Below are 26,913 nucleotides of genomic sequence, written 5' to 3'. Positions count from 1 at the left end.
GCGCGGCCCCGCCGACACGAAGGGGTGAATCCGTTCATCCATTGCGATGCCTGGACATCACAGTGCGCGCGAGCCTGATCCACGTTTGAGCCGTCGGGGGGCACCACACCCGCCCAGCGAAAGGCTCCTCGATGGACACGCAGATCGTCCAGGTCAAGATCCACCCCGCCATCGGCATAGCCCGGGTCGGCAACAGCGACAAACCGCCCTTCATCGGCCCGGAGTCACCGGACCAGCCGCCGCTGCCGCCCGGCTCGTACAAGGACAGCTCGGGGAAGGTCATCCGGCAGGCCGCCCGGTTCCGGGTCTACGGCTACAACCAGGCCGGGGAGGCCGTCCGGGAACTCAAACTGGGCGAGGACGGCGTCACCGAGATCAAGTGGTCGGTGCACCTGGCCAACAAGAAGGCCGCCTGGTACCAGTTCCACATCCCGCTCGACATCCGCGAGGCCCAGAGCCTGCCGGACACCCAGCTGCGCCGACGGAACTTCGACGTCAGGGGAGCCGACCGGAAGAAGCTCGTCATCGACGCCGGCCGCAAGCAGATCCGTGCCTCCCTGCACGAGACCGCCGCCCTCTCCGGGAAGATCATGAGCCGGGCGGTCCCGCTGGGATCGATCGCCACCCAGAGCGACGGCCGTCTGCTGGTCGTCGGCGGCGTCGGCAAATCGGCCTCCTACGCCACTCCCGAGAAGCCGATCGCCGGCGTCGCCAACAATGACACCTGGTACGACGACGTCTCCGACGGACCGGTCACGGCGGAGGTCACGATCGGGGGCGTCACCAAGGCCGCGAGCCCGGCCTGGGCCGTGGTGGCCCCGCCGCACTACGCGCCCGGTGTGAAGACCGTCCGCACCCTCTATGACCTGCTGTACGACGTGTTCGTCACCGAGCACACCCTGCCCGCCGTGCAGCAGGTCTCGTTCCCCGAACACATCGAACCGCTGCTGAGCCGGTTTTGCGATCTGCAGTGGGTCAACCATGGCTTCGCCACCCAGTTCGGCTGGGAGGGCCCGCACCACTTCCTCGCCCCGGCCATGCGCAAGCGGCTCGCCGACCCGGGCGAGGCCAGCCGGGAACTCCGCCGCCAGGTCTATGTCCAGATGCGCGACTACGAGCGGGACGGGACATCCCCCCTGCCCTGGCCGTGGCTCTACGGCGACTTCATGTCCAGCGGCAAGCCCAACTCCGTCCGCCAGCACATCAAGATCTCCTGCGAGCAGGACCGGATGCTGGCCCAATGGGCCGACGGCCACTTCACCTCCGGCCCGCCCCGTAAGGGCCACCCGGACGTGGACGCGGCGCCCGTCGCCGCCCGGCCGGGGCTGCTGGACCGGGCCGCGCTGGACAACTGCGCCGCCGACGCGTTCCACCCGGGCTGCGAGGTCACCTGGCCGATGCGGCACAAGACCATGTACTCCGAGCCCTTCCGCATCCTGCACCGCACGCCGGAGAACCCGGAACCCGACTACGGAGATGTGCTCAGCGTCCAGGACGCCCTGGGCAAGAACGGTCCGCTGCACGCGCAGGGGCCGGGCGACCTCACCCGCTGGATGGCCGCCCCCTGGCAGTGCGACACCGCGAGCTGCCGCTCCGGCTACCAGGTACGGTCCGGGCTCGGCCCCCGCTACAGCCCCTACCTGCCCACCTTCTGGCCCGCCCAGATGCCCAACCATGTGCTCAAACAGTCCGACTTCGCGACCGTCAACACCCCGCCGAGCGGCCCCGACGACAGCGCCAGGGAGAAGGCCTTCGAGAACCGGGCGGTATGGCTGCGCGGCCTGAAGGGCACCGACTTCAACAAGCAGCGGCGGCAGATGATCGACGACTGGTACAAGTTCGGCATCGTCGAGCCGCACGAATACACCGTGGGCGACGGGAAGTTCCCCAAGTACGTCCAGGTGGAGTCCGAGCCCAGCTATCCGCCGGCCCCCGACCACGCCAACCTCATCAACATCCAGGTGCCCGAGGCGGGCGCGCCCCAACTGGCAGGCGTGGCCGATGCCTGGACCGGGGAGATCCCGGCCGAGACCGTCGAGTCCATGCTCGTGCAGCAGGCGGTCCAGGAGGTCAAGGAGGCGACCGGCCGGGACGAGGAGACGATCGCCGCCGGATACCTGGAGAAGCTCGACCCCCTCCACGGCACCCAGTGAGCCCCGCACCCGCCTACGACGTCGTGGTCGCGGGCGGTGGCCCGGCCGGCTGCGCCGCCGCACTCACCCTCGTCCAGGCCGGGCGGACGGTCCTGCTGGCCGACGCCGGCACCGGCCCGCCCAAGGCAGGCGAGGCGCTGGTGTCCATGGGCCGGCTGCTGCTCGCCGACCTCGGCGTCGCCGAGCCGGTCCTGGGCAGCGGCCACCTGCCCTGCCACGGCAACCTGTCCGCCTGGGGCTCGCCCGAACTGCACGCCGTGGACTTCCTCCACGACCCGTACGGCCACGGCTGGCACCTCGACCGTCCGCTCTTCGACCGTCGGCTGCGCGCCGCCGCCCGTGCGGCGGGCGCCGAGGTCGCCGAGCACACCGCCGTACGGAGCCCCTCCCGGCAGTCGGACGGCACCTGGCGGCTCGCCCTGCGCGACCGGGCCGGCGGGGCCGGGGAGCGTACGGTGCGCTGCCGCTGGGTGGTGGACGCCACCGGACGGGGCGCCGCGATCGCCGTCCGCTCCGGCGCCCGGCGGCGCACCGCAGACCAGCTGACCGCCCTCCACCTCACCCTCGACCCGGCCCCGCAGACCCCCACCGACGGCCGTTCGCTGGTCGAGTCCGACCAGGACGGCTGGTGGTACACCGCCCTGCTGCCCTCCCGGCACCGTCTGGTCGCCTACTTCACCGACCCGGACCTGCCCGTCGCCGCCGCCCGCGGCGCCGAGCGGTTCCGCCAACGGCTGCTGGCCACCCGGCACATCTCCCGCCGGGCCCGCCCGCACGGGTTCACCACCCTGCGCCCACCCCGCCGCGCCCCCGCGCACAGCGCACATCTGGACCGGGTGCACGGCGACGGCTGGACGGCCGCCGGGGACGCGGCAGCCGCCTTCGACCCGCTCAGCTCCCAGGGCATCCTCACCGCCCTCTACACCGGGCTGAGCGCGGGCCAGGCGGTCGACGCCCGGCTGCACGGCGACCGGGCGGCCCTCACCGACTACGCGGCCAAGGTCACCACGGCCAGGACCGCCTACCAGCACGGCCACCGTGCCGTGCACGCCCAGGAAACCCGCTGGACCGACCGGCCCTTCTGGGCCCGGCGGCAGCGGAACCTCCACCACAACCCCCACTCATGAAAGGCGAGACCTCACCATGACCCCCACCCCCGCATCCGAGCCCACGGCCGGACACGAGCACATCCACCGCTTCCTGCTGCTGGGCAAGAAGAAGCTGTTCTTCTACCACCTGGCGCTGTACAACCCCCAGTCGGGCCACAACTACCAGGCCGTCTTCAGCTTCTCCATCAAGGACAACGGTGAGCTGCGGGACATGTACCTGAAGGACCTGGCGCAGCACGAGAACCAGCGGGTCTTCTACTCCCTGCGCTGTCCGCACCACTTCGAACTCCCGGAGCTGCAGCAGGGCAAGGAGTTCCGGGTGCATCTGGAGCGGGTCGTGGTGAAGCCGGACGGCAGCCGTGACTTCCAGCAGATGACGACGGCCGAGACCACGGTGGACTGCAAGAGGGAAGACGTCCTCTCCTTCCGCAAGCTCGGAGACCTGCCCTACCCCGAATACCTCACCTACCTGGTGTTCGGCGAAGGCGACGAGATCCACCTCGCCCACCAGCTCGCGGCCCGCCCGAACTGGGACGAGGCCGTCACCATCACCCCCGCGCAGCCCATCGACCCGGCGCTGCTGAAGAAGGTCCCGACCCTCGTCATCGACTCGATCAGGGACGCCCACGACAAGCTGATCGAAAGCCCGCTGAAGAAGGGGCAGCAGTACCAGGGCAAGATCGACGGGAACGGCCCGACGGCCGACTTCACCGTCGGCCGCCAGGGCTGGTGGAACCACACCAGCCTCAACAACTGATCCACCACAGCCTGATTCCGTCCTGACCCGGCCCGGTCCGCGCCACCGTCGCGGACCGGGCCGGCCGGGCGCCGGGCTCATGCCTGCCGCGTCGGCAGCACGATCGCCTGGCGCAGGTTCACGTGACGGGCCCGGCTCGTCGTGTAGGCGACCAGGTCCGCGATGTCGTCCGCGGCCAGGCCGGTCAGTGCGTCGAACATGCCGTCCAACTGGCCGGCCATTTCCGCGTTGTCGATGTGGTCGCCCAGCTCCGTGTCCGTGAGACCCGGCTCGATGTTGGTGACCCGCACATCGCGCGGGCCCAGCTCCGTGCGCAGGGACTGCGAGAGGTACGTCAGCGCGGCCTTCGTCGCGCCGTACACCGCGTAGCCGGGGAACGCGATGTGCGCGCCGATCGAGGAGATGTTCACCAGGTCCGCCGTCCGGCCGGACTCCGCCACCGCGATCAGGTCCGGGGTGAACGCCCGCACGACGCGCAGCGCGCCGGCCACATTGGTGTCCAGCATGCGCTGCCACTCGTCGGCCCGGCCGTCGGTGACCGGGTTCGGCAGCATCACGCCGGCCGAGTTGACCACCAGGTCGACCTGACCGTACGCGGTGTGCACCCGCTCCGCCGCCGCGTCCACGGAGGCGTCGTCGGTGACATCGGCGGCGACCGGGAGCGCCTGTCCGCCGGCCGCCTCGATCGTGGCGGCCAGCTCCGCCAGCCGTTCGGCCCGGCGGGCGAGCAGCGCCACCCGCACGCCGTGCGAGGCGAGCAGCCGGGCGGTGGCCTCGCCCATACCGCTGGCGGCTCCGGTGACGACAGCGGTGCGGCCGGCGAGGGTGTCGTACGACATGGGGAACTCCTGGGCTGGTTGACGTCGCCGCCGGGCGTCTCCCGGCGACGGCAACCACACTGCGCCCGGCCGCCGCCGCTACCCAGGGCTGCTCTTTTCCTGGGTCCGGCAGTACCAGGATCGGATCCGGGACGCCCCCTAGGATCGGCGGCATGGACACCTCCACGGCCGGGGAACTCGGCGACTTCCTGCGCTCCCGGCGCGCCCGCATCCAGCCCGAAGAGGTCGGGCTGCCGGGACACGGCAGACGGCGGGTTCCGGGCCTGCGCCGCGAGGAGGTCGCCCAGCTGGCAGGCGTCAGTGTCGACTACTACATCCGCCTCGAACAGGGCCGCAGCCCCTCCGCCTCGGATGCCGTACTCGACGCCATCGGGCGCGTTCTGCGCCTCGACGACACCGAGCGGCAGTATCTGCGGACGGTGGCCAGGCCCGCCGCCCGCCGCACGTCCGCCGCGGGGCCCGCCGACCGGAAAGTCCGCCCGGGCCTGCGCCTCCTCCTGGACGCCATGGAGAAGGTCCCCGCGTTCGTGCTCGGCCGCCGTATGGATGTGCTCGCGTGGAACGCGCTGGGCGACGCCGTCGTCGGCTTCTCGCAGATGCCGCCCGAGGAGCGCAACATGCCGCGCCAGGTGTTCCTCAACCCGCAGGCGCGCGAGCTCTATCCGGACTGGCCCGCGGTGGCCGCCGAGACGGTGGCCTATCTGCGCCTGGACGCGGGCAGCCACCCACGGGACAAGCAGCTGGCGACGCTGGTGGGCGAGCTGTCGCTGGGCAGCGAGGACTTCCGCCGGCTGTGGGCGGACCACCAGGTCAAGGAGAAGACGTACGGGGCGAAGCGGATGAGGCACCCCGTCGCGGGTGAACTCACCATGCCGTACGAGACGTTGACGGTGTCCGGGGAGCCGGATCAGATGCTGGTGGTCTACACGCCGGAACCGGGGTCACGGACGGCTGACCGCCTGGCCCTGCTGGCCAGTTGGACGGCGAGCCCGGCGGTCTGACGGGGCCGGCCCGCGCCAACGCCGGTTCCGTGCCGGGGCGACCGGCCGCACGGCACGCCGGCTCAGGCCACCGGCCCGCGCCCCGGCACCACCATCACCTCGGTGCCGCCCGCCCGTACCGCCCGCACCTGCTCGGCCGCCAGTCCGTCGTCGACGATCAGCAGATCGAAGTCGGTCAGCGGGGCGAGCGCATAGAGGCCGCCCTTGGTGAACTTGGTGTGGTCGGCGACCAGTACCCGGCGGCCGGCGCTCTCCATCATGGCCCGCTTGACCTGCACGGTCTCCGGTGAGGTGTGGTAGCAGCGGCCGTTGGTGACGGCCGTGGTGGACATGAACAGCACATCGGCGCGAAAGGCCCGTACCGCCTCCGCGGTGTGCGGGCCCATGAAGGCGTCATACGCCGGGAAGTACGCACCGCCCGGCGTGATCAGTGCGACGCCGGGCTCCTTGGCGAGGGTGGTGAGGGCCGGCAGCGAGTTGGTGATCACCGTCAGCGGGGTGTGCCCGGAGAGCTGGTGCGCCAGCAGCAGACAGGTCGTGCTGTCGTCGAGCAGCAGCGTCTGCCCGGGGACCAGCAGCGTGGCGGCGGCCCGCGCCAGCTGCTGCTTGGTCTGCGCCATGGTGGCCATCCGCTCCGCGACACTGCCGTGGAACTGCGCCGACGGCAGCCCCGTCGCACCGCCGCGCACCTTGCGCAGCCAGCCCTGCGCCTGAAGGGCGTCCAGATCGCGGTGGGCGGTCATCAGACTCACGCCGAACTCCTCGGCGAGGTCCGCGGTCCGCACGAACCCGCGGGCGATGACGGTGTCCCGCATACGGCGCCGCCGCTCCTCCTGCGCCTCGACCCGGTCCATCGCTCCGCTCCCTCCGTCCCGGTTGCCCCTGTGGCGGGCCGGTGCGGCCCCGCCGTACGGGCTCCGCCGTGTGAATGCGCCGCGTTATGTTCGCACGGATTTCACATGGCGCGCGCGGCGGCCAGGGCGCCCACATGCGGCTCCGGTACGACACAACATGGCAGGTCGCGGCCCCGATGCGAAGATTCCGGCGGCCATTGACGCCCGTTTCCGCCCGGCGGTTCCATCGCTGCGTCCACCCCTCCTGCCCCGCCGCCGCAGAAAGGGAGATTCGATGAAGAATTCTCCTCCGGGTTCGCTGATCACACGCCTGGGCATCCCGCCGACCCTCGCCTGGGGATACCTCGGCCTCCTCCTCTTCATGATCGGAGACGGGGTCGAGTCCGGCTATCTCTCGCCGTACCTCCTCGACCAGGGCCTTACCGAATCCCGGGTCGCGCTGCTGTTCACCGTCTACGGAGTCGCCGCCGGTATCGCCGCCTGGCTCTCCGGAGTGCTGTCCGACCTGTGGGGGCCGCGCCGCGTCATGTGGGCCGGCCTGGGCATCTGGGCCGTCTTCCAGCTGCTCTTCCTCACCGCCGCCATCCCCCTGACCAGCTATCCGCTGATGATGCTCGCGTACGGGCTGCGCGGCCTGGGATATCCGCTGTTCGCCTACGGGTTCCTCGTCTGGATCGCCGGAGTGGCGCCGCGCGCCCGGCTCGGCACGGCCATGGGCTGGTTCTGGTTCGCCTTCACCGGCGGCCTGCCCACGCTCGGCTCGCTGGTCGCCGGCGGCCTGATCCCGCACATCGGCTCCTACGCCACCCTGTGGGCCGCGCTGGTGCTGGTGGCCGCGGGCGGACTGATCGCCCTGTTGCTGGTCCGTGACGACCGCGGTGTACGGCGGGCCCCCGGCGAGGGGGAGGGGCCGGTGGCCACCCTGGTCGGCAGCATCACGATCCTGTGGCGCAACCCCCGGGTCGGCGTCGGCTCGGTCGTCCGGGTGATCAACACGGCCTCGCAGTTCGGCTTCTTCGTCATCCTGCCGATCCACTTCACCAGAACGGTCGGCTTCACCCTCACCGAGTGGCTGCATCTGCTCAGCGCGATGTTCGCGACCAACATCTTCGCCAACCTGCTGTTCGGCGTGGTCGGCGACCGGTTCGGCTGGCGCCGCACCATCGCCTGGTTCGGCGGCGCCGGCTGCACGCTCAGCACCCTGCTGCTCTTCTACGTCCCGGACGCGGCGGGCGCGAACTTCCCGCTCGCCCTCCTGGTCGCCGCGTTCTACGGCGCTACGCTGGCAGGTTATGTACCGCTTTCGGCGCTGGTGCCCACCCTGGAGCCGAAGCACCAGGGCCAGGCCCTGGCCGCCCTCAACCTGGGCGCGGGCGCCAGCACCTTCGTCGGCCCCGCCGTCGTCGCCGCCTTCGTCGGACCGCTCGGTGTCGAAGGGGTGGTCTGGATCTTCGCGGGGATGTATGCGGTGAGCTGCGTGCTCGCCCACTTCCTGAAGCTGCCGGCCGCGCCCGGTACGGAGGACGCCCCCGGCGCGGACGCCCGGCACGGCGACGCCCCGGACGGCCCCGCGCCCACCGCCGCCTCGGCACCGGCGTGAGAGGACCCCACTGATGTCCGTACTGACCATCGACGTCGGCACCACGGTGATCAAGTCCGTCGTCTTCGACGACCAGGGCACCGAGATCGCCGTCGCCCGCCGGGCCACCGAGGTCCTGCGCCCGCACCCCGGCTGGGCGGAACAGGACATGGACGCCGTCTGGGACGCCGTCGTCCACACCGTCCGCACGGTCCTCGACGGGCTGACCGACCCGGTCTGGCTGGTGTCCTTCACCGCCCAGGGCGACGGCGCCTGGCTCGTCGACGACCGCGGCCGGCCCACCGGGCCCGCCATCCTGTGGTCCGACGGCCGCGCCGGGGACCTGCTCACCGGATGGCAGCGCGACGGCGTCCTGGAGGCGGCCTTCCGCCGCAACGGCTCGCTGACCTGCACCGGAATGCCCAACGCCCTCTTCAGCTGGCTCGCCGCGCACGACCCGGACCGGCTGGCCCGCTCCGCCACCTCGCTCACCGCCGCCGGCTGGCTCTTCCTGCGCTTCACCGGCGTCCGGGCGAGCGACGAGTCCGATGCCTCCGCCCCGTTCCTCGACCACACCACCGGCGACTACGACCCCGCCATCATTGAACTCTTCGGCCTCGACGCCTACGCACGGCTGCTGCCCACCGTCCTCGGGGAGTCGCAGCGGATCGCCGAAATCACCACCGGGGCCGCGGAGGAACTGGGCCTCCCCGCGGGTCTGCCGGTCGTCATGTCCCCGTACGACATCGCCGCCACCGCCCGCGGCGTCGGCGTCGTCAACCCCGGCCAGGCGTGCAGCATCCTGGGCACCACGCTGTGCACCGAGATCGTCCGTACCGGGATCGACACCGGCGGCGAGCCGTCCGGCATCCACATCGCCTACCGGGGCCGCGAGCGGGTGCTGCGCGCCTTCCCCACGCTCAACGGCGCCGAGGTGCTCGGCTGGGCGGCCCGGCTGCTGCATCTGCCCGGGCCGCCGGAGCTGGCACAGCTGGCCTTCGAATCGCAGCCGGGCGCCCGCGGGCTGATGTTCCTGCCCTATCTCTCCCCGGCCGGCGAGCGCGCGCCCTTCCTCGACACCGGCGCCCGCGGCTCCTTCTGGGGCCTGTCCCTGGAACACACGCCCGCCGATCTGGCGCGTGCCGTCTTCGACGGGCTCTCGCTGGTCCTGCGGGACTCGCTGGCCGCCGCCCGCACGGACGTCAGCGAACTGCGGCTGTGCGGCGGCGGCGCCAACAGCGACGCCTGGTGCGCCCTGATCGCGGATGCCACCGGGGTGCCCACCGCCCGCTCCGGCGACACCGAACTCGGCGCCAAGGGAGCCTTCCTCACCGGTCTGGTCCGCACCGGCGCCGAGACCAGCATGCACAGCGCCGCCGCCAAGTACGTCCGGATGCAGCGCAGTTGGGAGCCCGAGCCGGAACGTGCGGAGTTCTATGCCGCGCTGTACGAGGACTTCCTCGGGTGGCGGACGCGCGCCCGGGAGGCGGGCTGGCGCGGCGGCGCCGTCTGGCGGGGGAGCGCCCGCCGCCCCGCCGAGGCCCCCGGCCGGCCGACCGAAGCCGGCGGCCACCCCGCCACCACCCCTGGAGGACCCCGTGTCTGACCCGCGCCACCACGGCGCCGCCCCCGCCCTCGACGGCATCTGGCTCGGCCTCGACCTCGGCACCCAGAGCGCCCGCTGTGTCGCCGTCGACGGCACCGGACAGGTCCTGGCCACCGCCGCCCGCCCGCTGACCGGCCGGCGCGACGGCAACCGCCACGAACAGGACCCCGAGGAGTGGTGGCGCGCGCTCGGCGCCGCCTGCCGAAAGGCCCTCGACGGCCTCGACACCCGCCGCATCCGCGGGCTGGCGGTCGACGGGACCTCCGGCACGATCCTGCTCGCCGACCACCGGGGCACCCCGCGCACCCCCGGCCTGATGTACGACGACGGGCGCGCCGCCGCACCGGCCGCCGCGGTCAACGCCGCCGGGGAGAAGGTCTGGCAGGAGCTGGGCTACCGCAGCATGCAGCCCTCCTGGGCGCTGCCCAAGCTCGTCGCGCTCCTGGAGGACGACCCCGGGCTCCGCACCGGCTCCCGGCTGCTGCACCAAGTCGACCTCATCACCTGGCGGCTGGCCGGCCGGCAGCTCGCGAGCGATGCCAGCCACGCCCTCAAGACCGGCTACCACCTCGTCGAGGAGCGCTGGCCGCAGGAGGTGATGGACGGACTCGGCGTGCCCGAGGGCCTCTTGCCCGAGGTCGTCCGCCCGGGCAGCCCGCTCGGCACCGTCTGCGCCCCGGCCGCCGAGGCCACCGGCATCCCCGAAGGGACCGCCATCGTCGCGGGGATGACCGACGGCTGCGCCGCCCAGATCGGCGCCGGAGCGCTCGCGCCGGGCGCCTGGAACTCGGTGCTCGGCACCACCCTCGTCCTCAAGGGCAGCAGCCCGCACCTGGTCCGCGACCCGGCGGGCGTCGTCTACTGCCACCGCGGGCCCGGTGGGACCTGGCTGCCGGGCGGCGCCTCCAGCAGCGGCGCGGGCATCCTCTCCCAGCGCTTCCCCGGCGCGGACCTGGACGCGCTCACCGCACAGGCCGCCGCCCTGGACCCGGACGCGGTCGCCTACCCCCTCGTCGCCGGCGGCGGTGAACGCTTCCCCTTCCGCGCCCCCGACGCCGCGCCCTTCCTCCTCGGTGAAGCCCCCACCCGGGCCGCCGAGTTCCATGCCTGTCTCCTGGGCGTCGCCTGCCTGGAACGGCTCTGCTTCGACTACCTCGACCACCTCGGCGCGCCCGTCGACGGGCCGCTCACCTTCACCGGCGGCGGTGCCCGCAACGCCTACTGGTGCCAGTTGCGCGCCGATGTCCTCGGCCGCCCCGTACGGCTGCCGCAGCAGGCCGAGGGCGCCCTCGGCATGGCCGTCCTCGCCGCCACCTCCTCCGGCACCGGGCTGCAGGAAGCGGCCGCCGCCATGGTGCGCACCGCCCGGGAGATCACCCCCAGGCCGGCCCGCACCGCCCGCTACCTCCCCGTCCATCTCCGCTTCATCGACGAACTCACCCGCCGTGGCTGGCTCGACCGGTCCGTGGCCGACCACGCCCGCAGGAGGGCAGCACCGTGACCGACTTCATCCTCGTACGCCATGGCGAGACCGTCTGGCACGCGGAGAACCGCTACGCCGGCCGCACCGACGTGGCCCTGACCGACCACGGCCGCGAGCAGGCCGCCGCCCTCGCCACCTGGGCCGCCACCGCCGGACTGACCGCCATCTGGAGCTCACCGCTCTCCCGCGCCCGGCAGACCGCGGCCCCCGCCGCCGAGGCCTGCGGTCTCACCGCGGGTGTCGACGAGCGGCTCTACGAGGTCGACTTCGGCCAGGGCGAGGGCCTGACCAGGGACGAGATGCGCCGGCGCTTCCCGGAACAGCTGGCCGCCTTCCTCGCCGACCCGGTCGAGCACCATCTGCCCGGCGGCGAACATCCGCGTCACGCCGCCGAGCGCGCCGCCGACTGCCTCGCCGAACTCGCCCGCGCACAGCCGCACGGCCGGATCCTGCTCGTCGCGCACTCCACCCTCGTCCGGGTCCTGCTCTGCCACCTGCTGGGCATCCCGCTCGCCGACTACCGCCGGGTCTTCCCCCGTCTGGACAACGGCGCCCGCACCGAGCTCCGCATCGAGAACGGGCAGACCGCACTGCTCAGCTTCAACGCCCCGGCCCCGGCCCGGACCGCCGCCCTCCACTGACCACCCGCCCCGCCCCCGCCCCTTCAGGAGCAGCCCCTCATGAGCACCACCGTCCTCGCCGCCGGCAACCACTTCATCCGCCCGGACCTGTTCACCCGGGCCGTGCGCGAGGCCGCCGGGGACACCCCGCTGGACGTACGCGAGATCCAATTCGACTGGCCGCACACCCCGTTCGGGCCGGTCGCCGAGGTCATCGAGGCCTCCGGCAGCGAGGACGAGATGATCGAGGCCCTCCGCGGCGCCGAGATCTGTGTCACCGAGCACGGCCCGCTCACCGAGCGGATCCTCGCCCACTGCCCCGATCTGAAGCTGTTCTGCACCAGCCGCGGCGGCCCGGTCAACGCCAACGTCGAAGCCGCCACCCGGCACGGTGTCGCGGTCTGCTACGCCCCCGGCCGCAACGCCACCGCCACCGCGGAGCACACCCTCACCCTGATGCTGGCCGCCGCCCGCGGTGTCGGCGACACCCACACGGACCTCCGCCGGGGCGTCTGGCGCGGCGACTACTACGACTACGACAACTGCGGCATCGAGATCGACGGCGCCACCGTCGGGCTGATCGGCTTCGGCGCCATCGGCAGCCGGGTCGCCAAGGTCCTCGCCGCCATGGGCGCCCAGGTCCTCGTCCACGACCCCTACGTCCGCCCCGAGGCGCTGGCCGGCCTCGCCGAACAGGTCTCCCTCGACGAGCTGCTGACCCGCTCCCGCATCGTCTCCCTGCACGCCCGGGTCACCGAGGAGACCACGGGCATGATCGGGCGCCGGCAGCTCGCCGCGATGCCCCGCGGCTCGGTCCTGGTCAACTGCGCCCGCGGCGCGCTGCTCGACTACGACGCGGTCTGCGACGCGCTGGACTCCGGTCAGCTGTCCGGCGCCGGTTTCGACGTCTTCCCCGAGGAGCCGCTGCCCGCCACCTCCCGGCTGCTGACCGCCCCCGGTGTCGTCCTCACCCCGCACATCGCGGGCGGCAGCCAGGAGGTCGCGCACAAGGCCGCACGGATCGTCGCCGCGGACGTCGGCCGCTATCTGCGCGGTGAGCCGCTGGTCCACTGTGCCAACCCCGAGGCGCTGCGGGCCGGCTGAGGCACCGGGGGTCGGGTTTCGGTCGCCGCCGCGGCAGCGGAGCGGCCCGGCGAGGCCGGCACACGGGCGGCGCGGGGCAGAAAAGCGCAGGCCGGCGTGGGGGAACAGGGGGCACGGGGCGGTCCGGGGGCCGCCGTCGTGACCTTGGCGCAATCAACTACCGCCTGTTGCACCTGCGTTGACAGTGCACGGGGGTGGCCTCACGATGCAACGCGGCATCAGCGGGCTACCGCTGGTTACCGCAGGTGGCAGTGGTCAGCGTGTTCGCCCCCCCGGCAGAAGGAGCGCCCGTGGTCCCCCGGCCCCCGTTCCCCGGCACCCCCCTTTCCAGGTCGTCCGGCCCTGACGCTCCCGCCGCCGGCCCCGGGTCCGGCCCGTCCACCGGACCTGAGCCCGCTGCTGCCGCGGGGTCCGCCCGCCCCTGCCTCGTCCCCGCCGGGTCCGCCCGCCCGGAGCCCGCCGGCCGCGATCTCGTCGTGGCCCTCTCGCCGTTCGAGGAGCCGGGCGAGCGGATCGTCCTCGCGGCCGCCCGCGCGGGCGCGCTCGGCCTGCTGGATCTCGGCCGGGACCCCGGCCCGGCACGCGCCGCGCTCGCCCGGCTCGGGGGGCCCGGGGGGCTCTCGTACGGCGTGCGGATACCGGTGGGGTGCCCGCTGGCGCCCGCCGACCTGCCCGACGCGGTCGACACCGTGTTGCTCGCCGATCCACGGGCCTGGGCCGACCCACGGGCCTGCGCCGCCCCCGAGCCGCCTGCCGCCCCCGCCCGCGGCCGGGCCCCCGGGCGGCCGGAGGGCTGGGCCGGCGGCGGGCGGCGCCGCGTCTGGGCCGAGGTCACCACCCCCGAGGAGGCCACGGCGGCGTGTGCCGCCGGGGTCAGCGCGCTCGTCGCCCGCGGCCACGAGTCGGGCGGCCGGGTGGGCGAACTCACCATCTGCGTCCTGCTGCAGCGCCTGCTGGCCGACCCGTCCGTGACCGTCCCCGTCCTCGCCGCCGGGGGCATCGGCCCGCACACCGCCGCCGCGGCCGTCGCCGGCGGGGCGGCCGGGGTGCTGCTCGACTCCCAGCTCGCGCTCACCACCGAGGGCGCGGACCGGCTGCCCCGGGCGGTCGCCGACGCGATCCGCGCCATGGACGGCAGCGAGACCACCCTCGTCGCCGGCCACCGGGTCCTCACCCGCCCGGACCTCCGCCCGCCCGTGGCCGGCGGCGGGGCCGGGGGAGCGGGCGAGGGGGGAGCGGAGGACGGGACCACCGGCCACGATCCCGCCCGCGTCGCCGCCCTCCTCGGCGCCCGGGACCTGCGGACCCAGCTGCTGCCCATCGGCCAGGACGGTGCGTTCGCCGCCCGGCTCGCCGCGCGCCACCGCACCACCGGCGGCATCGTGCAGGCCGTACGGGCCGCCATCACCGGCCACCTCGACGCCGCGGCACGCAGTCGCCCGCTCGCCCCCCGCCCCGGCGCCCGCCATCTCCCCGTGGCCCAGGGGCCGATGACCCGCGTCAGCGACGAGGCCGCGTTCGCCGACGCCGTGGCCGCCGAGGGCGGGCTGCCCTTTCTCGCCCTCGCCGTCATGGCGGGCGAACAGGTACGCCGACTGCTGGCCGAGACCGCCGAGCGGCTGGGCGACCGGCCCTGGGGCGTCGGCCTGCTCGGCTTCGCCCCACCCGAACTCCGGCGTGAACAGCTCGCCGCGGTGGCCGAGTTCGCCCCCGAGTACGCCCTGATCGCCGGCGGCCGGCCCGCCCAGGCAGCGCCCCTCGAAGCGGCCGGGACCCGGACCTATCTCCATGTCCCGGCGCCCGGACTGCTGGAGCGCTACCTCGCCGAAGGCGCCCGGCGGTTCGTCTTCGAAGGGCAGGAGTGCGGGGGACACATCGGCCCCCGGGCCAGCTTCCCGCTGTGGGAGGAGCAGATCGAGCGGCTGACCGCCCACGCCCGGAAGCATGGCGGAACGGCCGAGGGGCTGGACGTGCTCCTCGCGGGCGGCATCCATGACGCCCGCTCGGCCGCCATGGCCGCGGCCGCCGCCGCCCCGCTCGCCGAACTCGGCGCCCATATCGGCGTCCTGATGGGCACCGCCTACCTCTTCACGGAGGAGGCCGTGGCCACCGGCGCCGTCCTCCCGGGCTTCCAGGACACCGCCCTGGCCTGCGACCGGACCGTACTGCTGCGGACCGCACCGGGCCACGCCACGCGCTGCGCCGACACCGCCTACACCGAGGACTTCGCGGCGGCCGAACGCCGCCTGGCCGCCCACGGCACGGACCCCCGGGCCCGATGGGAGGAGCTGGAGCGGCGCAACCTCGGCCGGCTGCGGATCGCGAGCAAGGGACTGCGGCACACCGACGGCGGGCCGCCCGCACCCGTGGCGGAGCACGCACAGCGCCGGGAGGGCCTGTACATGCTGGGCCAGGCCGCCACCGCCCGCAGCGCCACCACCACCCTCGCCGCACTGCACACCGCCGTGACCGACGGGGCCACCGCCCAACTCGACGCGCGGGCACAGCAGTTCCGGCCGCCCGCCGCGCCCCGGGACCGGGACGCGGCACCGCTGGACATCGCCATCGTCGGCATGGCCTGCTGCTATCCCGGCGCGGCTGACGCGGCCCGCTACTGGTCCAATGTCGTCGCCGGTGTCGACTCCGTCACCGAGGTGCCCGCCGAGCGCTGGGACGCCGGGATCTACCACGACCCGGATCCCGCGCGGGCGGGCGAGCGCACCCCGTCCCGCTGGGGCGGCTTCCTGCCCGCCCTCCCCTTCGACGCCCTCGCCCACGGCATCCCCCCGGCCTCCCTCACCGGCATCGAACCGGTGCAGCTGCTCGCCCTCGACGCCGCCGCCAAGGCCCTGGCGGACGCCGGATACGCCGGCCGTGACTTCGACCGCGCCCGCACCAGCGTCGTCTTCGGCGCCGAGGCGGGCACCGAACTCGCCGGCGCCTACGGGCTGCGCGCCCTGCACCCGTCCTACCTCGGCGACCTGCCGCCCGCCCTCGACGCCGAACTGCCCCGGCTGACCGAGGACTCCTTCCCCGGCGTGCTCGCCAACGTCATCGCCGGACGCATCGCCAGCCGCCTCGACCTCGGCGGCGCCAACTGCACCGTGGACGCCGCCTGCGCCTCCTCGCTCGCCGCACTCGACCTGGCCTGCCGCCAACTGCGCGACCACGACAGCGATATGGCGCTGTGCGGCGGCGCCGATGTGCACAACGGCATCAACGACTACCTGATGTTCGCGTCCGTGCAGGCGCTGTCCCCCACCGGCCGCTGCCGCCCCTTCGACGCGGCGGCCGACGGTATCGCGCTCGGCGAGGGGGTGGGCTGTCTCGTCCTCAAACGCCTCGCGGACGCCGAACGGGACGGCGACCGGATCTACGCCGTCGTCAAAGCGGTCGGCACCTCCAGTGACGGGCGGTCCCTCGGGCTGACCGCGCCACGGCCCGAGGGCCAGCGGCGGGCCCTGGAACGCGCCTACCACCGCGCCGGGATCAGCCCCGCGCAGGTCGGACTCCTCGAAGCCCACGGCACCGGCACCGTCGTCGGCGACACCACCGAACTCGCCGTCCTCACCGAGCTGTTCGAGGCGGCGGGCGCGGCACCGGGCAGCTGCACCCTCGGCTCGGTCAAGTCGCAGATCGGGCATACCAAATGCGCCGCCGGCCTGGCCGGTCTGATCAAGGCCGCGCGTGCCGTACACGCCGGGGTGCGGCCGCCGACGCTGCATCTGACCCGGCCGGCCGAGGAGGACACCGGCCCGTTCCGCTTCGACACCGGACGCGCCCGGCCCTGGCCGGTCCCGGTGGCACAGCGCATCGCGGGAGTGAGCGCCTTCGGCTTCGGCGGCACCAACTACCACGCCGTGCTCGCCGGTTACGACGGCGCCCCCGAGCCCGCCCACGCCCTGACGGACTGGCCCGCCGAGCTCTTCTGCTTCCGCGGCGCCGACCGGCCCGCCGCCGTACGGGCCATGGAGCGCCTCGCCGCGCGCCTGGCGGAGAACGACCAGGCCGGGCGCCCCTGGCCGCTGCGCGACCTGGCCGCCGAGACCGCGGCGGCGGACGGGCCGGTCCAGGCCTGTGTGGTGGCCGAGGACCTCGACGACCTCGCCGTGAAGCTGGACGCGGCCCGCCAGTGCGCGGCCGCCGAGGGCGTGTACCTGCGCCAACGGGACGCCGCCCCCGGACTGCTCGCCTTCCTCTTCCCCGGCCAGGGGAGCCAGCGCACCGGAATGCTGGGCGAGTTGTTCCTCGCCTTCCCGGCGCTGCGCGGCCTCCTGGACGACGCCGATCCGGACTGTGTCGCGGCCATGTTCCCGCCCGCCGCCTTCACCGCCGAGGGCCGGGCCGCCCAGCAGGCCGTCCTCACCGACACCCGCGTCGCCCAGCCGGCGCTCGGGCTCGCCTCCGCCGCCGCACACCGCCTGCTCACCACGCTCGGCGTCCGCCCCGACTGCACGGCCGGGCACTCCTACGGCGAGCTGACCGCCCTGTGGGCGGCGGGCGCCTACGACACCGAGGCGCTGCTCCGGCTCAGCACCCGGCGCGGCGAGGCGATCCTCTCGGCCGCCGGTGACGACCCCGGCGCGATGGCCGCCGTCGTGGCCGCGCCGGACCGCGTACGGGAGCTGACCCGTGACACCGGCGTCGTCGTCGCCAACCACAACGCGCCCGAACAGAGCGTGATCTCGGGCCCCACGGACGCCGTGGAAGCGGCCGTGGCGGCGCTGCGCACGGCCGGCGCCGAGGCGCGCCGCCTGCCGGTCGCCTGTGCGTTCCACAGTCCGCAACTCGCCGCCGCCCGCGACACGCTCGCCGCGGAACTTTCCGCGACCGAGCTGACCGCGCCCGCCCTCCCGGTCTGGTCCGGCTCCACCGCGCGCCCCTACGTCCGCGAGGCCTCCGCGGTGCGGGACACCCTGGCGGGCCAGGTCGCCGCGCCGGTGCGCTTCGTGGAGCAGATCGAGGACATGTACGCCGCCGGGGTGCGCACCTTCGTGGAGGCCGGGCCCGGCCGGGTGCTCACCGGTCTGGTCGGGCAGATCCTGGGCGGACGTCCGCACACCGCGGTGGCGCTGGACGTACCGGGCGAGTCCGGACTGGCCCGGCTGCCGCACGTCCTGGCCCGGCTTGCCGCGGCCGGTGTCCCGGTTGACCCGGAGGCGCTGTTCCGCGGTCGTACGCAGCCCCTGCCCGTCGCGGCACCGCGTGGCCCCGGATGGCTGGTGAACGGCCATACGGTGCGCACCGCCGACGGCGCCTGTCTGCCGGGCGGACTGCGCCCGGCGCGGCGGGTGGACACCGGGCGGAGCGATACGGGTGCGGCGCGGGAGGAGGGCGGGGAGGGTGCGCTGCTCAACGGTGGTGCGGCTCCTGGTGCGGGTGCCCGGTCCGACGGCGGTGCGACTCCCGGTGCGGGGGCGTGGTCCGACGGCGGTGCGGCTGCCGGGGACTCCGCCCGGCACGCCGCCGTGCTGGAGTATCTGCGCACCACTCGCGAGCTCGTGGCGGCCCAACGGGACGTCGTGCTGCGGTACTTGGGGGAGGCGGCTGCACCCGCCCAGCCGGTCGGGCCCGCTCCCGCCGCGGAGTGGACCGTCCCGCCGCACGCCGAAACCGACGAGGCCGGGGCCGGACCCGCTGTCGCCGACGCCGCCGCCGACGCCGCCGCCGACGCCGCCGATGCCGATGCCGGCGCCGCCGCGGTCGCGCAGGCGCCCGCCCCCGGGCCACAGCTCCTGAGTCCCTCCGAACTCCTCGATGCCGTAAGGGAGATCATCCACCAGCGGACCGGCTATCCCCACGAGATGCTCGACGCCGGGCTCGACCTGGAGGCCGATCTTTCGGTGGACTCCATCAAGCGCGTGGAGATCATCGGCGCGCTGGCCGACCGGATCGGACTGCCGCAGGACGCGGACGGGGCCATGGAGTCGGCCGTGGAACAGCTCGCCCGCGTCAAGACCATCAGCGGCATCGTCGACTGGATCGCCGCCGCCCGCGCCGAGCCCCCGCCGGCTCCCGCCGAACCCGCGCCCGCACCGGACACACCGGCCGCGCCGACTGCATTGACCGCACCGGCTGCACCGATAGCGCCGCCGCAGCCCGCGGTGTCCGCTCCCTTGCCCACCACGCAGGACCCGGCCGCCCTGGCCGAAACCGACGGCGGCCCGGCTGTGCTGGGCCCCACCCGCTCCCTGGTCCGGGTCACCGCGCTCGGCCCGCCCGCGGCCCGCCCGCCCGCCGAGGTGGTGGCGGGCAGCGACTTCGCCGTGGTGGAGGACGGCCAGGGTGTGGCGCTGGCCCTGACCGCCCTGCTGGAGAGCCATGGCGCACGGGTACGCACCGTCCCCGCCGAGCGGCTGGCCCAGTGCGTCGCCGACGGGGCCGACGGCGTGGTGGACCTCAGCGCCCTGCGGGCGGGCCGCGGCGCCGTACTGCCCGGACAGTTCGAAGGGTGGCGCACCGCCCTGACCGGCGGGGCCCGCCGGCTGCTGCTGGCCACCGCGGCCGGCGGCACGTTCGGCCAGGACGCCACCGAGGACGCCCCCGACCCGCTGCCCGGTGCCGGACTGCGCGGTTTCGCCCGTACGGCCGCCCTCGAATACCCCGACGTCCTGATCCGCGCCGTGGACATCGACCCCAAGGACCGCCCCGAACGCATCGCCGCCCACCTCCTCGGCGAACTGTGCGCCCCCGGCGAACCGGTGGTCGTCGGCCGCACCAACGGCACCCGCACCACCCTGCGTACGGTCCCCGCACCCCTGCCGGACGACCGGACCGTCCTCGGCCGGCCGTCGCTCGGCGCCGGCTCCGTGGTGCTGCTGACCGGCGGAGCGCGCGGGATCACCGCCCGTACGGCCCTCGCCCTGGCCCGCGCCCACGGCTGCCACATCGAACTCCTCGGACGGACGCCCCTGGCGGAGACCCCCGAGGACCCGGCCCTCGCCCACGCCCACGACCGCATCGCGCTGCGCGCCGCGCTCCTCGCCCAAGGGCTGCGCAGACCCGCCGAGATCGAGGCGGCGGCCCGCGCGGTCCTGGCCCGCCGCGAGATCACCGCCACCCTCGCCGCCCTGGCACCGCTCGCCGCCTCGGTGCGCTACCACGCGGCGGACGTCACCGACGAGGCCGCCGTCCACGCCGTGGTGCAGGACATCCGGTCCCGGCACGGCCGTCTCGACGGGATCGTGCACGGGGCGGGCACCCTGGCGGACAAGCTGCTGCGGGACAAGGACCCGGCCTCGTTCGCCCGGGTATTCGCCACCAAGGTCGACGGCGCCCGCCATCTGCTGTCCGCCGCCGGTGACGACACCGGCTTCCTCGTCCTCTTCGGCAGCGTCGCCGGGGTCTTCGGCAACCGCGGCCAGGCCGACTACGCCGCCGCCAACGACGCCCTGGACACCCTCGCGACGGCCTGGTCCGCCCGTACGTCCCGGCGTGTCCTCGCCGTCGACTGGGGCCCGTGGGCGGCCGAGGGCGGCGGCATGGTCACCCCCGAACTGGCGCGCGCCTACGCACGCCGGGGCATCCCGCTCCTGGACCCCGACGCCGCGGCCGCCGCCCTCCTGGACGAACTGGCCCACGGCACGGCGGCCCAGGTCGTGCTGGCGGCGGAGGCCGGCGAAGAGGTGACGGGCGATGAGTGAGACCCGTGCCCGGCGGGCCGGACCGCGGCCCACGGACGCCGCGATCGTCGGTATGGGGGCGCTCTTCCCCGGTGCCGAGGACCTCGCCGCGTACTGGCGCAACCTGGTGGCCGGCACGGACTGCATCACCGATGTGCCGCCCGGCCGCTGGGACCCGGAGATCTACTACGACCCGCAGGGTGCCCAAGGTCCCGCCCGCAGCGACCGCTTCTACTGCCGGCGGGGCGGCTTCCTGGACGACCCGGCCGCCTTCGACCCCACCCGCTTCGGCATCATGCCCGCCGCAGTCCGGGGCGCCGAGCCCGATCAGCTGCTCGCCCTGCGCACCATCGCCGACGCCATCGCCGACGCGGGCGGCGAGGAGCGGCTGCCCGCCGACCGCTCCCGTATCGGCGTCATCCTCGGCCGCGGCGGCTTCATGGGCGTCGCCACCGCCCGGCTCGACCAGCGGGTCCGTACGGCCCATCAGCTCGCCGCCACACTGCGCGAACTCGCCCCGGAATTGGGCGAGTCGAGAATCGCGGCCGCACGGGAGGCCTTCCAGGCGGGCCTCGGCCCCGAACAGCCGGAGGCCTCCATCGGCCTGGTTCCCAGCTTCACCGCCGCCCGCACCGCCAACCGGCTGGACTTCCGCGGTCCCGCCTATACCCTCGACGCGGCTTGCGCCTCCTCCCTGCTGGCCGTGGCGCAGGCCGTCGATCTGCTCGCCGCCGGCCGCTGCGACCTCGTGGTCGCCGGAGCCGTGCACCACTGCCATATCGCCACCCTGTGGAGCGTCTTCACCCAGCTGCGCGCGCTCAGCCCCACCCAGCACATCCGCCCCTTCGACCGCAGGGCAGACGGCACCCTGCTGTCCGAAGGCACCGGTGTCGTCCTCCTCAAGCGCCTGGCCGACGCCGAGCGCGACGGCGACCGGGTGTACGCGGTCGTCCGCGGGACGGGAGTGGCGGGGGACGGCCGCGCCGCCGGCCTGATGAGCCCGCGGGCGGAGGGCCAGATCGATGCGCTGGAGCAGGCCTGGGCCGCCGCCGGGCTGGACCCGGCGGACCCCACGGCGCTCGGCCTGCTGGAGGCCCACGGCACCGGCACCCCGGTCGGCGATGGCGTCGAACTCGACACCCTGGCCCGGGTGTTCGGTCCACCGGGTGCGGGTGTGCCGCCGGTCGGCCTGGGCTCGGTGAAGTCGATGCTCGGCCACACCATGCAGGCCGCCGGTATCGCCGGACTGATCAAAGCGGCGCTCGCCGTCCACCACCGGACGCTGCCGCCCACCCTGCACCTGGACGAGCCGCACGAAGGCCTGGCACGGACCCGGATGCGCCCGGTCACCGTGGCCGAGCCGTGGGACGCCGGACGGGCCCCGCTGCGCGCCGGAGTCAACGCCTTCGGCTTCGGCGGCATCAACGCCCACACCGTCCTGGAGGAGGCCCCGGGACGACGGAGCCCTGCCGCACCGCCCCCGCAACGGGCGGCCTCGCACCGGACGGCCTCGCACCGGACGGCCCCGCACCGGACGTCCCCGCACGCGCCGTCCCCGTTGCGGACGGCCGAGCCGGAACGCACCGTCCTGCTCGCCGCGGACACCCCCGCCCAACTGGCCGATCAATTACGGGAGATGGGGGACTTCGGCGCGGCGACCGGCACCGGCGCCCCCGTCCCCGCGCCCGCCCCCGCGCCCGACGGCCCCTGCCGGCTCGCCCTGCCCGACCCCACCCCACAGCGCCGCGCCCTGGCCGCCAAGATCCTCGCCCGGGCCCTGCCCTGGCGGGGCCGCGGCGAGGTGTGGTTCACCCCGAGCCCGCTCTTCGGCCCGTACGCCCCGCAGGAGGGAGCACGGCTCGCCTTCCTCTTCCCGGGGCTGGAGGCGGAGCCGCCGCCCTCCGTGGACGACATCGCCGACCAGATGGCCCTTCCCCGTCCCACGGTCTCCGGCGGCAGCGGTCTGGTCGAACGCGCCGTGGACACCCTCGCCACCGGCCGGCTGCTCGCCCGCGCACTGGACGAACTGGGCCTCGCCCCCGACCTGTTGACCGGCCACAGCCTCGGCGAATGGACCGCCATGGTGGTCGCCGGAATGTATCCGCCCCAGGCCGTGGACGCCTTCCTCGACTCGCTGCGGCCCGGCTCCCTCGCCGTACCCGACCTGGTCTACGCGGCCCTGGGCTGCGGTGCCCCACAGGCGGCCGCCGCGCTCGCGGGCCTGGAGCGGATCGCGGTCAGCCACGACAACTGCCCGCACCAGTCGGTGATCTGCGGAGCGCCACAGCCGCTCGCGGAGGCCGTCCGCAGACTCGCCGGACAGGGCGTAAGGGCCCAGGAGATGCCCTTCCGCTCCGGCTTCCACACCCCGATGTGGGCGCCCTACCTGCATCAGACCGGCACCGCCTTCGACGCCCTGCCGCTACGGGACCAGCGGCTCCCCGTATGGTCGGCGACGACGGCCGCCCCCTTCCCGGACGACCCCTCCGCGATCCGCCGGCTGGTGCTGCGCCACCTCCTGGAACCGGTCCGCTTCCAGGAACTGACCAGGCGGCTGTACGAGACGGGCGTCCGCGCCTTCGTCCAGCTGGGCGCCGGCAGCCTCCCCGGGTTCGTCTCCGACACCCTCCACGGTCAGGACCATCTCGCCATCACGGCAGCCGACTCCCGCCGCGACGGCCCCGCCCAACTCCGCCGCCTGGCCGCCGCACTGTGGACCGAGGGCCTGAGCCCACGCTGGGAGCGGTTGGCCCCGGCGAGTGGCTCAGCCTTGGTGCGGGGCTCCGCTTCGGTGCGTGGCGCTGCCCCGGTGGGTGGCTCGGTCTCGGTGCGCGGCCCTGCCCCGGTGGGTGGCTCCGCATGGGCGCACGGCTCTGCCCCCGCCGCGGATCGTGGCACGGACTGCGCCGCGGACCGCGCCATGGACGGCGCCGCGGACTGCGGCACGGCCCGAGCCGGGGCCCGCGCCACGGCCCGCGCCGCGGTTCCGGAAGGAGCCCGTGCGGCGATACGGCTCGACCTCGGTTCGCCATTGGTCCGCCTTGGAGTGGGGACGCCCGGCCGGCCGCTTCTCGCGCCCGCCGATCCACCCCCACCCCCCACCCCACCCCCCGCCCCCGAAGGGGGAGGCGGGGGAGGGGGCGGGGGAGCGCTGCCGCACCCTCGGCCGGCCGCCGCGGAACCGGTCCAGCAGGCCCTGGACGCGGTCCTCGCCGAAACCCGGGCCGCCACCCGCACCGTCGCCGCCGCCGTCGCCGCAGCACCTGCCCCCAGCGCCGCAGCCCCAGCCGGCCCCCACACCACAGCCGCCCCCCACCCCGCAGCAGGCGCTCCCAGCACCGCCGTTGCGCCCCGTACCGCCGCTGCCCCAGTCATCGCCCACACAGCACCAACGTCCCCAAGCGCCCCCGCCTCCGCAGCCGTAGTGGGCCCCCGCACCTCCTCCGCCCCCCGCCCCACCGCAACCACCCCCAGCACACTCACCACCTCACCCACCCCCCGCCACACCATCCGCCGCCTCTCCCTGGCGACCCTCCCGTACGTGCGTGACCACTGCGTCTACCTCCAGCCCGATGACTGGCCCGAGGCCGCCGACCGGTTTCCCGTCGTTCCCATGACCACGCTGTTGGAACTCGCCGCGGAGGCGGCCCGTGAGGCGCAGCCCGGGTACCTGGTCACCGGCTACTCCGACGTGCGGGCCCTGCGCTGGCTGGCGGTCGCCCCGCCCGTCGACGTGGCTGTCAGCGCCACCCCGGAGGGGGACGGCCGGGTGCGGGTGAGTCTTGGTGACTTCGCCGCTGTCACCGTCCACTTGGCGGCACGGCACCCGGCTCCGCCGCGCCCCGACCCCGCGGATCTGACGTCCGGTCGGCCGGCGCCGGTCAGCGCACAGGCCCTGTACCGGGACCGGTGGATGTTCCATGGGCCCGCGTTCGCCGGGGTCCACGAGGTCAGCACGCTCGCCGCCGACGGCATCCGCGGAACGCTGCGCGCACTGCCCGCGCCCGGCGCCCTCCTGGACGCCGCGGGGCAGCTCCTCGGCCACTGGATGCAGCTGAAACTGAGCGGTGACCGACTGGTCTTCCCCGCGACCCTGGACCGCGTACGGCTCTACGGGCCGCCGCCCCGCGAGGGCGCGCTGCTGGCGGCCACCGCCCGGATCCGCGAGGTCAGGGCGGGTTCGGTGCGCGGTGAGGTGGAGCTGTGCGGTGCCGACGGCGGTGTATGGGCGCGGCTGGAGGGCTGGACGTACCGGCGTTTCGGTGCCGATGAGCGGGTGTGGCCGATGAAGTTCACCCCGGAGGTGTGCGGCATCGGTGAACCCCGGCCGGGCGGCTGGTGCCTGGCCCGGCGCCGCTGGTCGGACCCGGCCTCGCAGGAACTGGTCATGCGCCGCTATCTGGGCGCGGGCGAGCGGGCCCGCTACGAACGGTGTGCGCCCCGCGCCCGTGCGGCCTGGCTGCTGGGCCGGATCGCGGCCAAGGACGCGGTGCGGGAACTGCTGTGGGAGTCGGGAGCCGGGCCCGTCTTCCCGGCCGAGATCCAGGTCGGCACCGATGACCAGGGCCGCCCCTGTCCCGAGGGTCCGCTCGCCCACGGCCTCCATCTCTCGCTCGCGCACAAGGACCGGATCGCCGTCGCCCTCGCCCACCGGTCGGGGCCCGTGGGGATCGACATCGAGCGCGTCACCGACGATCCGCCGGCCCTCGAACGGTTCGCCCTCACCCCGGCCGAACGCCGTCTGGCGGACGACCTGCGCGCACGGCACGCACCCGGGACCACCGGCCGTGCCTACTGGCTCACCGCGCTGTGGTGCGCCAAGGAAGCCGCGGCGAAGGCGGCGGGCAGCGGCCTCGACGGGCGGCCGCTGGACTGGGCCGTGACGCCCGCACCGGGCGGCGCGCTGTGGGTGGTCTCCCCGGACGGCCGGCCCCACCTCGTCCACCTCGACTCCGTCGACGATCTGTCCGGGCGCCATGTCGTCGCCTGGACCGGGCCGCGGCCCGCGGACCGTACGGGCACCGACACCCTCACTCCCACGGAGGCCACCCATGGCAGCTGACCCGCTCCCCGAGCGCACCCGGACGATCCTGGCCGAGATCACCGACATGCTGGTGAGCGTCGTCGGCGACGAGCTCCTCGTCGTGGGTGAGATCACCTGGGCCACCACCTTCAATGACGATCTCGCCCTGGAGAGCATCGAGTTCGTGGCGCTGGCCGAACTGCTGCAGCAGCGCTACGGCACCTCGGTGGACTTCCTCGGCCTGCTCGCGGAGAAGGACATCGACCAGATCCTGGCCATGACGGTCGGCGAACTCGCCGCCCATATCGACCGGGTCACCGCCGTCGACCCGGCCTGCGCGGGCTGACCGCGCCATGGCCCTCACACCCGCGGGCGGGCTGCGCCTGCACACCCAGCGGCTGCCGGGCCACGGTGGCGGCCCCCGGCCCGACGGCCCCACCGTCGTCTTCCTCCACGGGCTGGTGATGGACAACCTGTCGAGCTTCTACTGCACCCTCGCGGGCCCCGTCTCCCGCGCCGGGCACGAGGTGCTCCTCTACGACCAGCGCGGGCACGGCCGCAGTGAACGCCCGCCCACCGGCTACGACAGGGACACCTCGGTGGCCGATCTGATCGCCCTGCTCGGTTCCCTGGGCCTCGACGGCCGCCCGGTCCATCTGGTCGGCAACAGTTACGGCGGCGCCCTGGCACTGCACACCGCCCTCGTCCGGCCCGATCTCGTCGCCTCCGTCGTCCTGATCGACGCCCATCTGACCGGCGACTGGATCGAGGACATGACCGACACCCTCTCCGTCGCGGCCCTCGGCCTCGAACACAGCGGGCTGGCCGAGCAGTTGGCCGGGCTCGGGCGGCGCAAGGAGGCCCGGCTGACCGCCGCCGCCGACGCCCTGCTCAACCACACCACCCTCATCGAGGACATCGCGGCGGGCACGCCCTTCACCTCCCGCGACTTCGCCCGGCTGCGCTGCCCGGTCCTCGCCGTCTACGGACAGCACTCCGAACTCCTGCCAGGAGCACGGCAGTTGGCGCTGGACGCGCCGGACTGTGAACTGTGCGTGCTGCCCGGCGTGGGGCACACCGTGCTCAACGAGGCCACCGCGGGGCTGTGTGACGCGCTGCTGGGCCGGCTCGGCGCACCGGCCGGGGCGGTGGTGGCCCGATGA

The 26,913-nt window shown here is 74.6% G+C and carries 15 protein-coding genes; 13 read left to right on the top strand and 2 right to left on the bottom strand.

From position 1 onward, the window contains the following. Window positions 1–131 precede the first annotated feature (131 nt). From STRNI_RS06150 to STRNI_RS06140, 3 genes are read left to right on the top strand one after another with little or no spacing between them, the layout of a single operon-like run. Entirely contained in the window at window positions 132–2,153 is a 2,022-nt protein-coding gene (locus STRNI_RS06150) for a LodA/GoxA family CTQ-dependent oxidase (RefSeq protein WP_159484841.1), read from the top strand. Further along, window positions 2,150–3,280, top strand: a complete 1,131-nt coding sequence (locus STRNI_RS06145; RefSeq protein ID WP_018088513.1) for an NAD(P)/FAD-dependent oxidoreductase — start codon at window positions 2,150–2,152, stop codon at window positions 3,278–3,280. Before STRNI_RS06150 ends, STRNI_RS06145 begins: the two co-directional genes overlap by 4 nt. A 16-nt stretch (window positions 3,281–3,296) precedes the next feature. Further along, a complete protein-coding gene (locus STRNI_RS06140; protein WP_018088514.1) occupies window positions 3,297–4,019 on the top strand; it encodes a hypothetical protein in 723 nt (240 codons plus the stop codon). 77 nt (window positions 4,020–4,096) lie between these two features. Here STRNI_RS06140 and STRNI_RS06135 read toward each other — a convergent pair whose 3' ends face one another. Continuing rightward, window positions 4,097–4,858 carry an SDR family oxidoreductase gene (locus tag STRNI_RS06135; protein ID WP_018088515.1) on the bottom strand — a complete coding sequence of 254 codons (762 nt, stop codon included), beginning with the start codon at window positions 4,856–4,858 and terminating at the stop codon, window positions 4,097–4,099. A 152-nt stretch (window positions 4,859–5,010) separates the two neighbouring features. Between STRNI_RS06135 and STRNI_RS06130 the strand changes: the two genes are divergently transcribed. Further along, entirely contained in the window at window positions 5,011–5,859 is an 849-nt protein-coding gene (locus tag STRNI_RS06130; RefSeq protein WP_159484839.1) for a helix-turn-helix transcriptional regulator, read from the top strand. Between the two features lie 62 nt (window positions 5,860–5,921). On the opposite strand, the gene STRNI_RS06125 is transcribed toward STRNI_RS06130, so the two are convergent. After that, a complete protein-coding gene (locus tag STRNI_RS06125) occupies window positions 5,922–6,713 on the bottom strand; it encodes a DeoR/GlpR family DNA-binding transcription regulator (RefSeq protein ID WP_018088517.1) in 792 nt (263 codons plus the stop codon). A gap of 274 nt (window positions 6,714–6,987) precedes the next feature. Here STRNI_RS06125 and STRNI_RS06120 point away from each other — a divergent pair, with 274 nt between their 5' ends. From STRNI_RS06120 to STRNI_RS06080, 9 genes are all read left to right on the top strand, one after another. After that, complete coding sequence (locus tag STRNI_RS06120) at window positions 6,988–8,313, top strand: MFS transporter (RefSeq protein WP_093645686.1); 1,326 nt, start codon at window positions 6,988–6,990, stop codon at window positions 8,311–8,313. Window positions 8,314–8,326: 13 nt separating this feature from the next. Beyond that, complete coding sequence (locus STRNI_RS06115; protein WP_159484837.1) at window positions 8,327–9,898, top strand: FGGY-family carbohydrate kinase; 1,572 nt, start codon at window positions 8,327–8,329, stop codon at window positions 9,896–9,898. Further along, the gene (locus STRNI_RS06110; RefSeq protein WP_159484835.1) at window positions 9,891–11,399 is read left to right on the top strand and encodes an FGGY-family carbohydrate kinase; all 1,509 of its coding nucleotides are present in this window, start codon (window positions 9,891–9,893) and stop codon (window positions 11,397–11,399) included. Before STRNI_RS06115 ends, STRNI_RS06110 begins: the two co-directional genes overlap by 8 nt. Further along, entirely contained in the window at window positions 11,396–12,022 is a 627-nt protein-coding gene (locus tag STRNI_RS06105; protein WP_109894649.1) for a histidine phosphatase family protein, read from the top strand. The genes STRNI_RS06110 and STRNI_RS06105 overlap by 4 nt, the downstream gene beginning before the upstream one ends. 39 nt (window positions 12,023–12,061) lie before the next feature. Further along, window positions 12,062–13,105: a 2-hydroxyacid dehydrogenase gene (locus STRNI_RS06100; RefSeq protein ID WP_159484833.1), complete on the top strand. Its 1,044-nt coding sequence runs from the start codon at window positions 12,062–12,064 to the stop codon at window positions 13,103–13,105. Window positions 13,106–13,581: 476 nt separating this feature from the next. After that, window positions 13,582–20,748: a type I polyketide synthase gene (locus STRNI_RS06095; protein ID WP_159484831.1), complete on the top strand. Its 7,167-nt coding sequence runs from the start codon at window positions 13,582–13,584 to the stop codon at window positions 20,746–20,748. Beyond that, entirely contained in the window at window positions 20,741–25,789 is a 5,049-nt protein-coding gene (locus STRNI_RS06090; RefSeq protein WP_277410713.1) for a type I polyketide synthase, read from the top strand. Before STRNI_RS06095 ends, STRNI_RS06090 begins: the two co-directional genes overlap by 8 nt. Then, window positions 25,779–26,096: a phosphopantetheine-binding protein gene (locus STRNI_RS06085; RefSeq protein ID WP_159484827.1), complete on the top strand. Its 318-nt coding sequence runs from the start codon at window positions 25,779–25,781 to the stop codon at window positions 26,094–26,096. The genes STRNI_RS06090 and STRNI_RS06085 overlap by 11 nt, the downstream gene beginning before the upstream one ends. Before the next feature lie 7 nt (window positions 26,097–26,103). After that, on the top strand, window positions 26,104–26,913 hold the full coding sequence (locus tag STRNI_RS06080) for an alpha/beta fold hydrolase (protein ID WP_109894659.1): 810 nt from the start codon (window positions 26,104–26,106) through the stop codon (window positions 26,911–26,913).

The sequence above is a fragment of the Streptomyces nigrescens genome (assembly GCF_027626975.1).
GTDB lineage: Bacteria > Actinomycetota > Actinomycetes > Streptomycetales > Streptomycetaceae > Streptomyces > Streptomyces nigrescens.
The sequence above is the reverse complement of the archived record's forward strand: the minus strand, read 5'-3'. Positions and strand labels throughout refer to the sequence as shown.

Coding starts and splice junctions, on each gene's coding strand:
- STRNI_RS06150 (WP_159484841.1), top strand. CDS start 132: ATGGACACGCAGATCGTCCAGGTCAAGATCCACCCCGCCATCGGCATA.
- STRNI_RS06140 (WP_018088514.1), top strand. CDS start 3,297: ATGACCCCCACCCCCGCATCCGAGCCCACGGCCGGACACGAGCACATC.
- STRNI_RS06135 (WP_018088515.1), bottom strand. CDS start 4,858: ATGTCGTACGACACCCTCGCCGGCCGCACCGCTGTCGTCACCGGAGCC.
- STRNI_RS06130 (WP_159484839.1), top strand. CDS start 5,011: ATGGACACCTCCACGGCCGGGGAACTCGGCGACTTCCTGCGCTCCCGG.
- STRNI_RS06125 (WP_018088517.1), bottom strand. CDS start 6,713: ATGGACCGGGTCGAGGCGCAGGAGGAGCGGCGGCGCCGTATGCGGGAC.
- STRNI_RS06120 (WP_093645686.1), top strand. CDS start 6,988: ATGAAGAATTCTCCTCCGGGTTCGCTGATCACACGCCTGGGCATCCCG.
- STRNI_RS06115 (WP_159484837.1), top strand. CDS start 8,327: ATGTCCGTACTGACCATCGACGTCGGCACCACGGTGATCAAGTCCGTC.
- STRNI_RS06100 (WP_159484833.1), top strand. CDS start 12,062: ATGAGCACCACCGTCCTCGCCGCCGGCAACCACTTCATCCGCCCGGAC.
- STRNI_RS06090 (WP_277410713.1), top strand. CDS start 20,741: ATGAGTGAGACCCGTGCCCGGCGGGCCGGACCGCGGCCCACGGACGCC.
- STRNI_RS06085 (WP_159484827.1), top strand. CDS start 25,779: ATGGCAGCTGACCCGCTCCCCGAGCGCACCCGGACGATCCTGGCCGAG.
- STRNI_RS06080 (WP_109894659.1), top strand. CDS start 26,104: ATGGCCCTCACACCCGCGGGCGGGCTGCGCCTGCACACCCAGCGGCTG.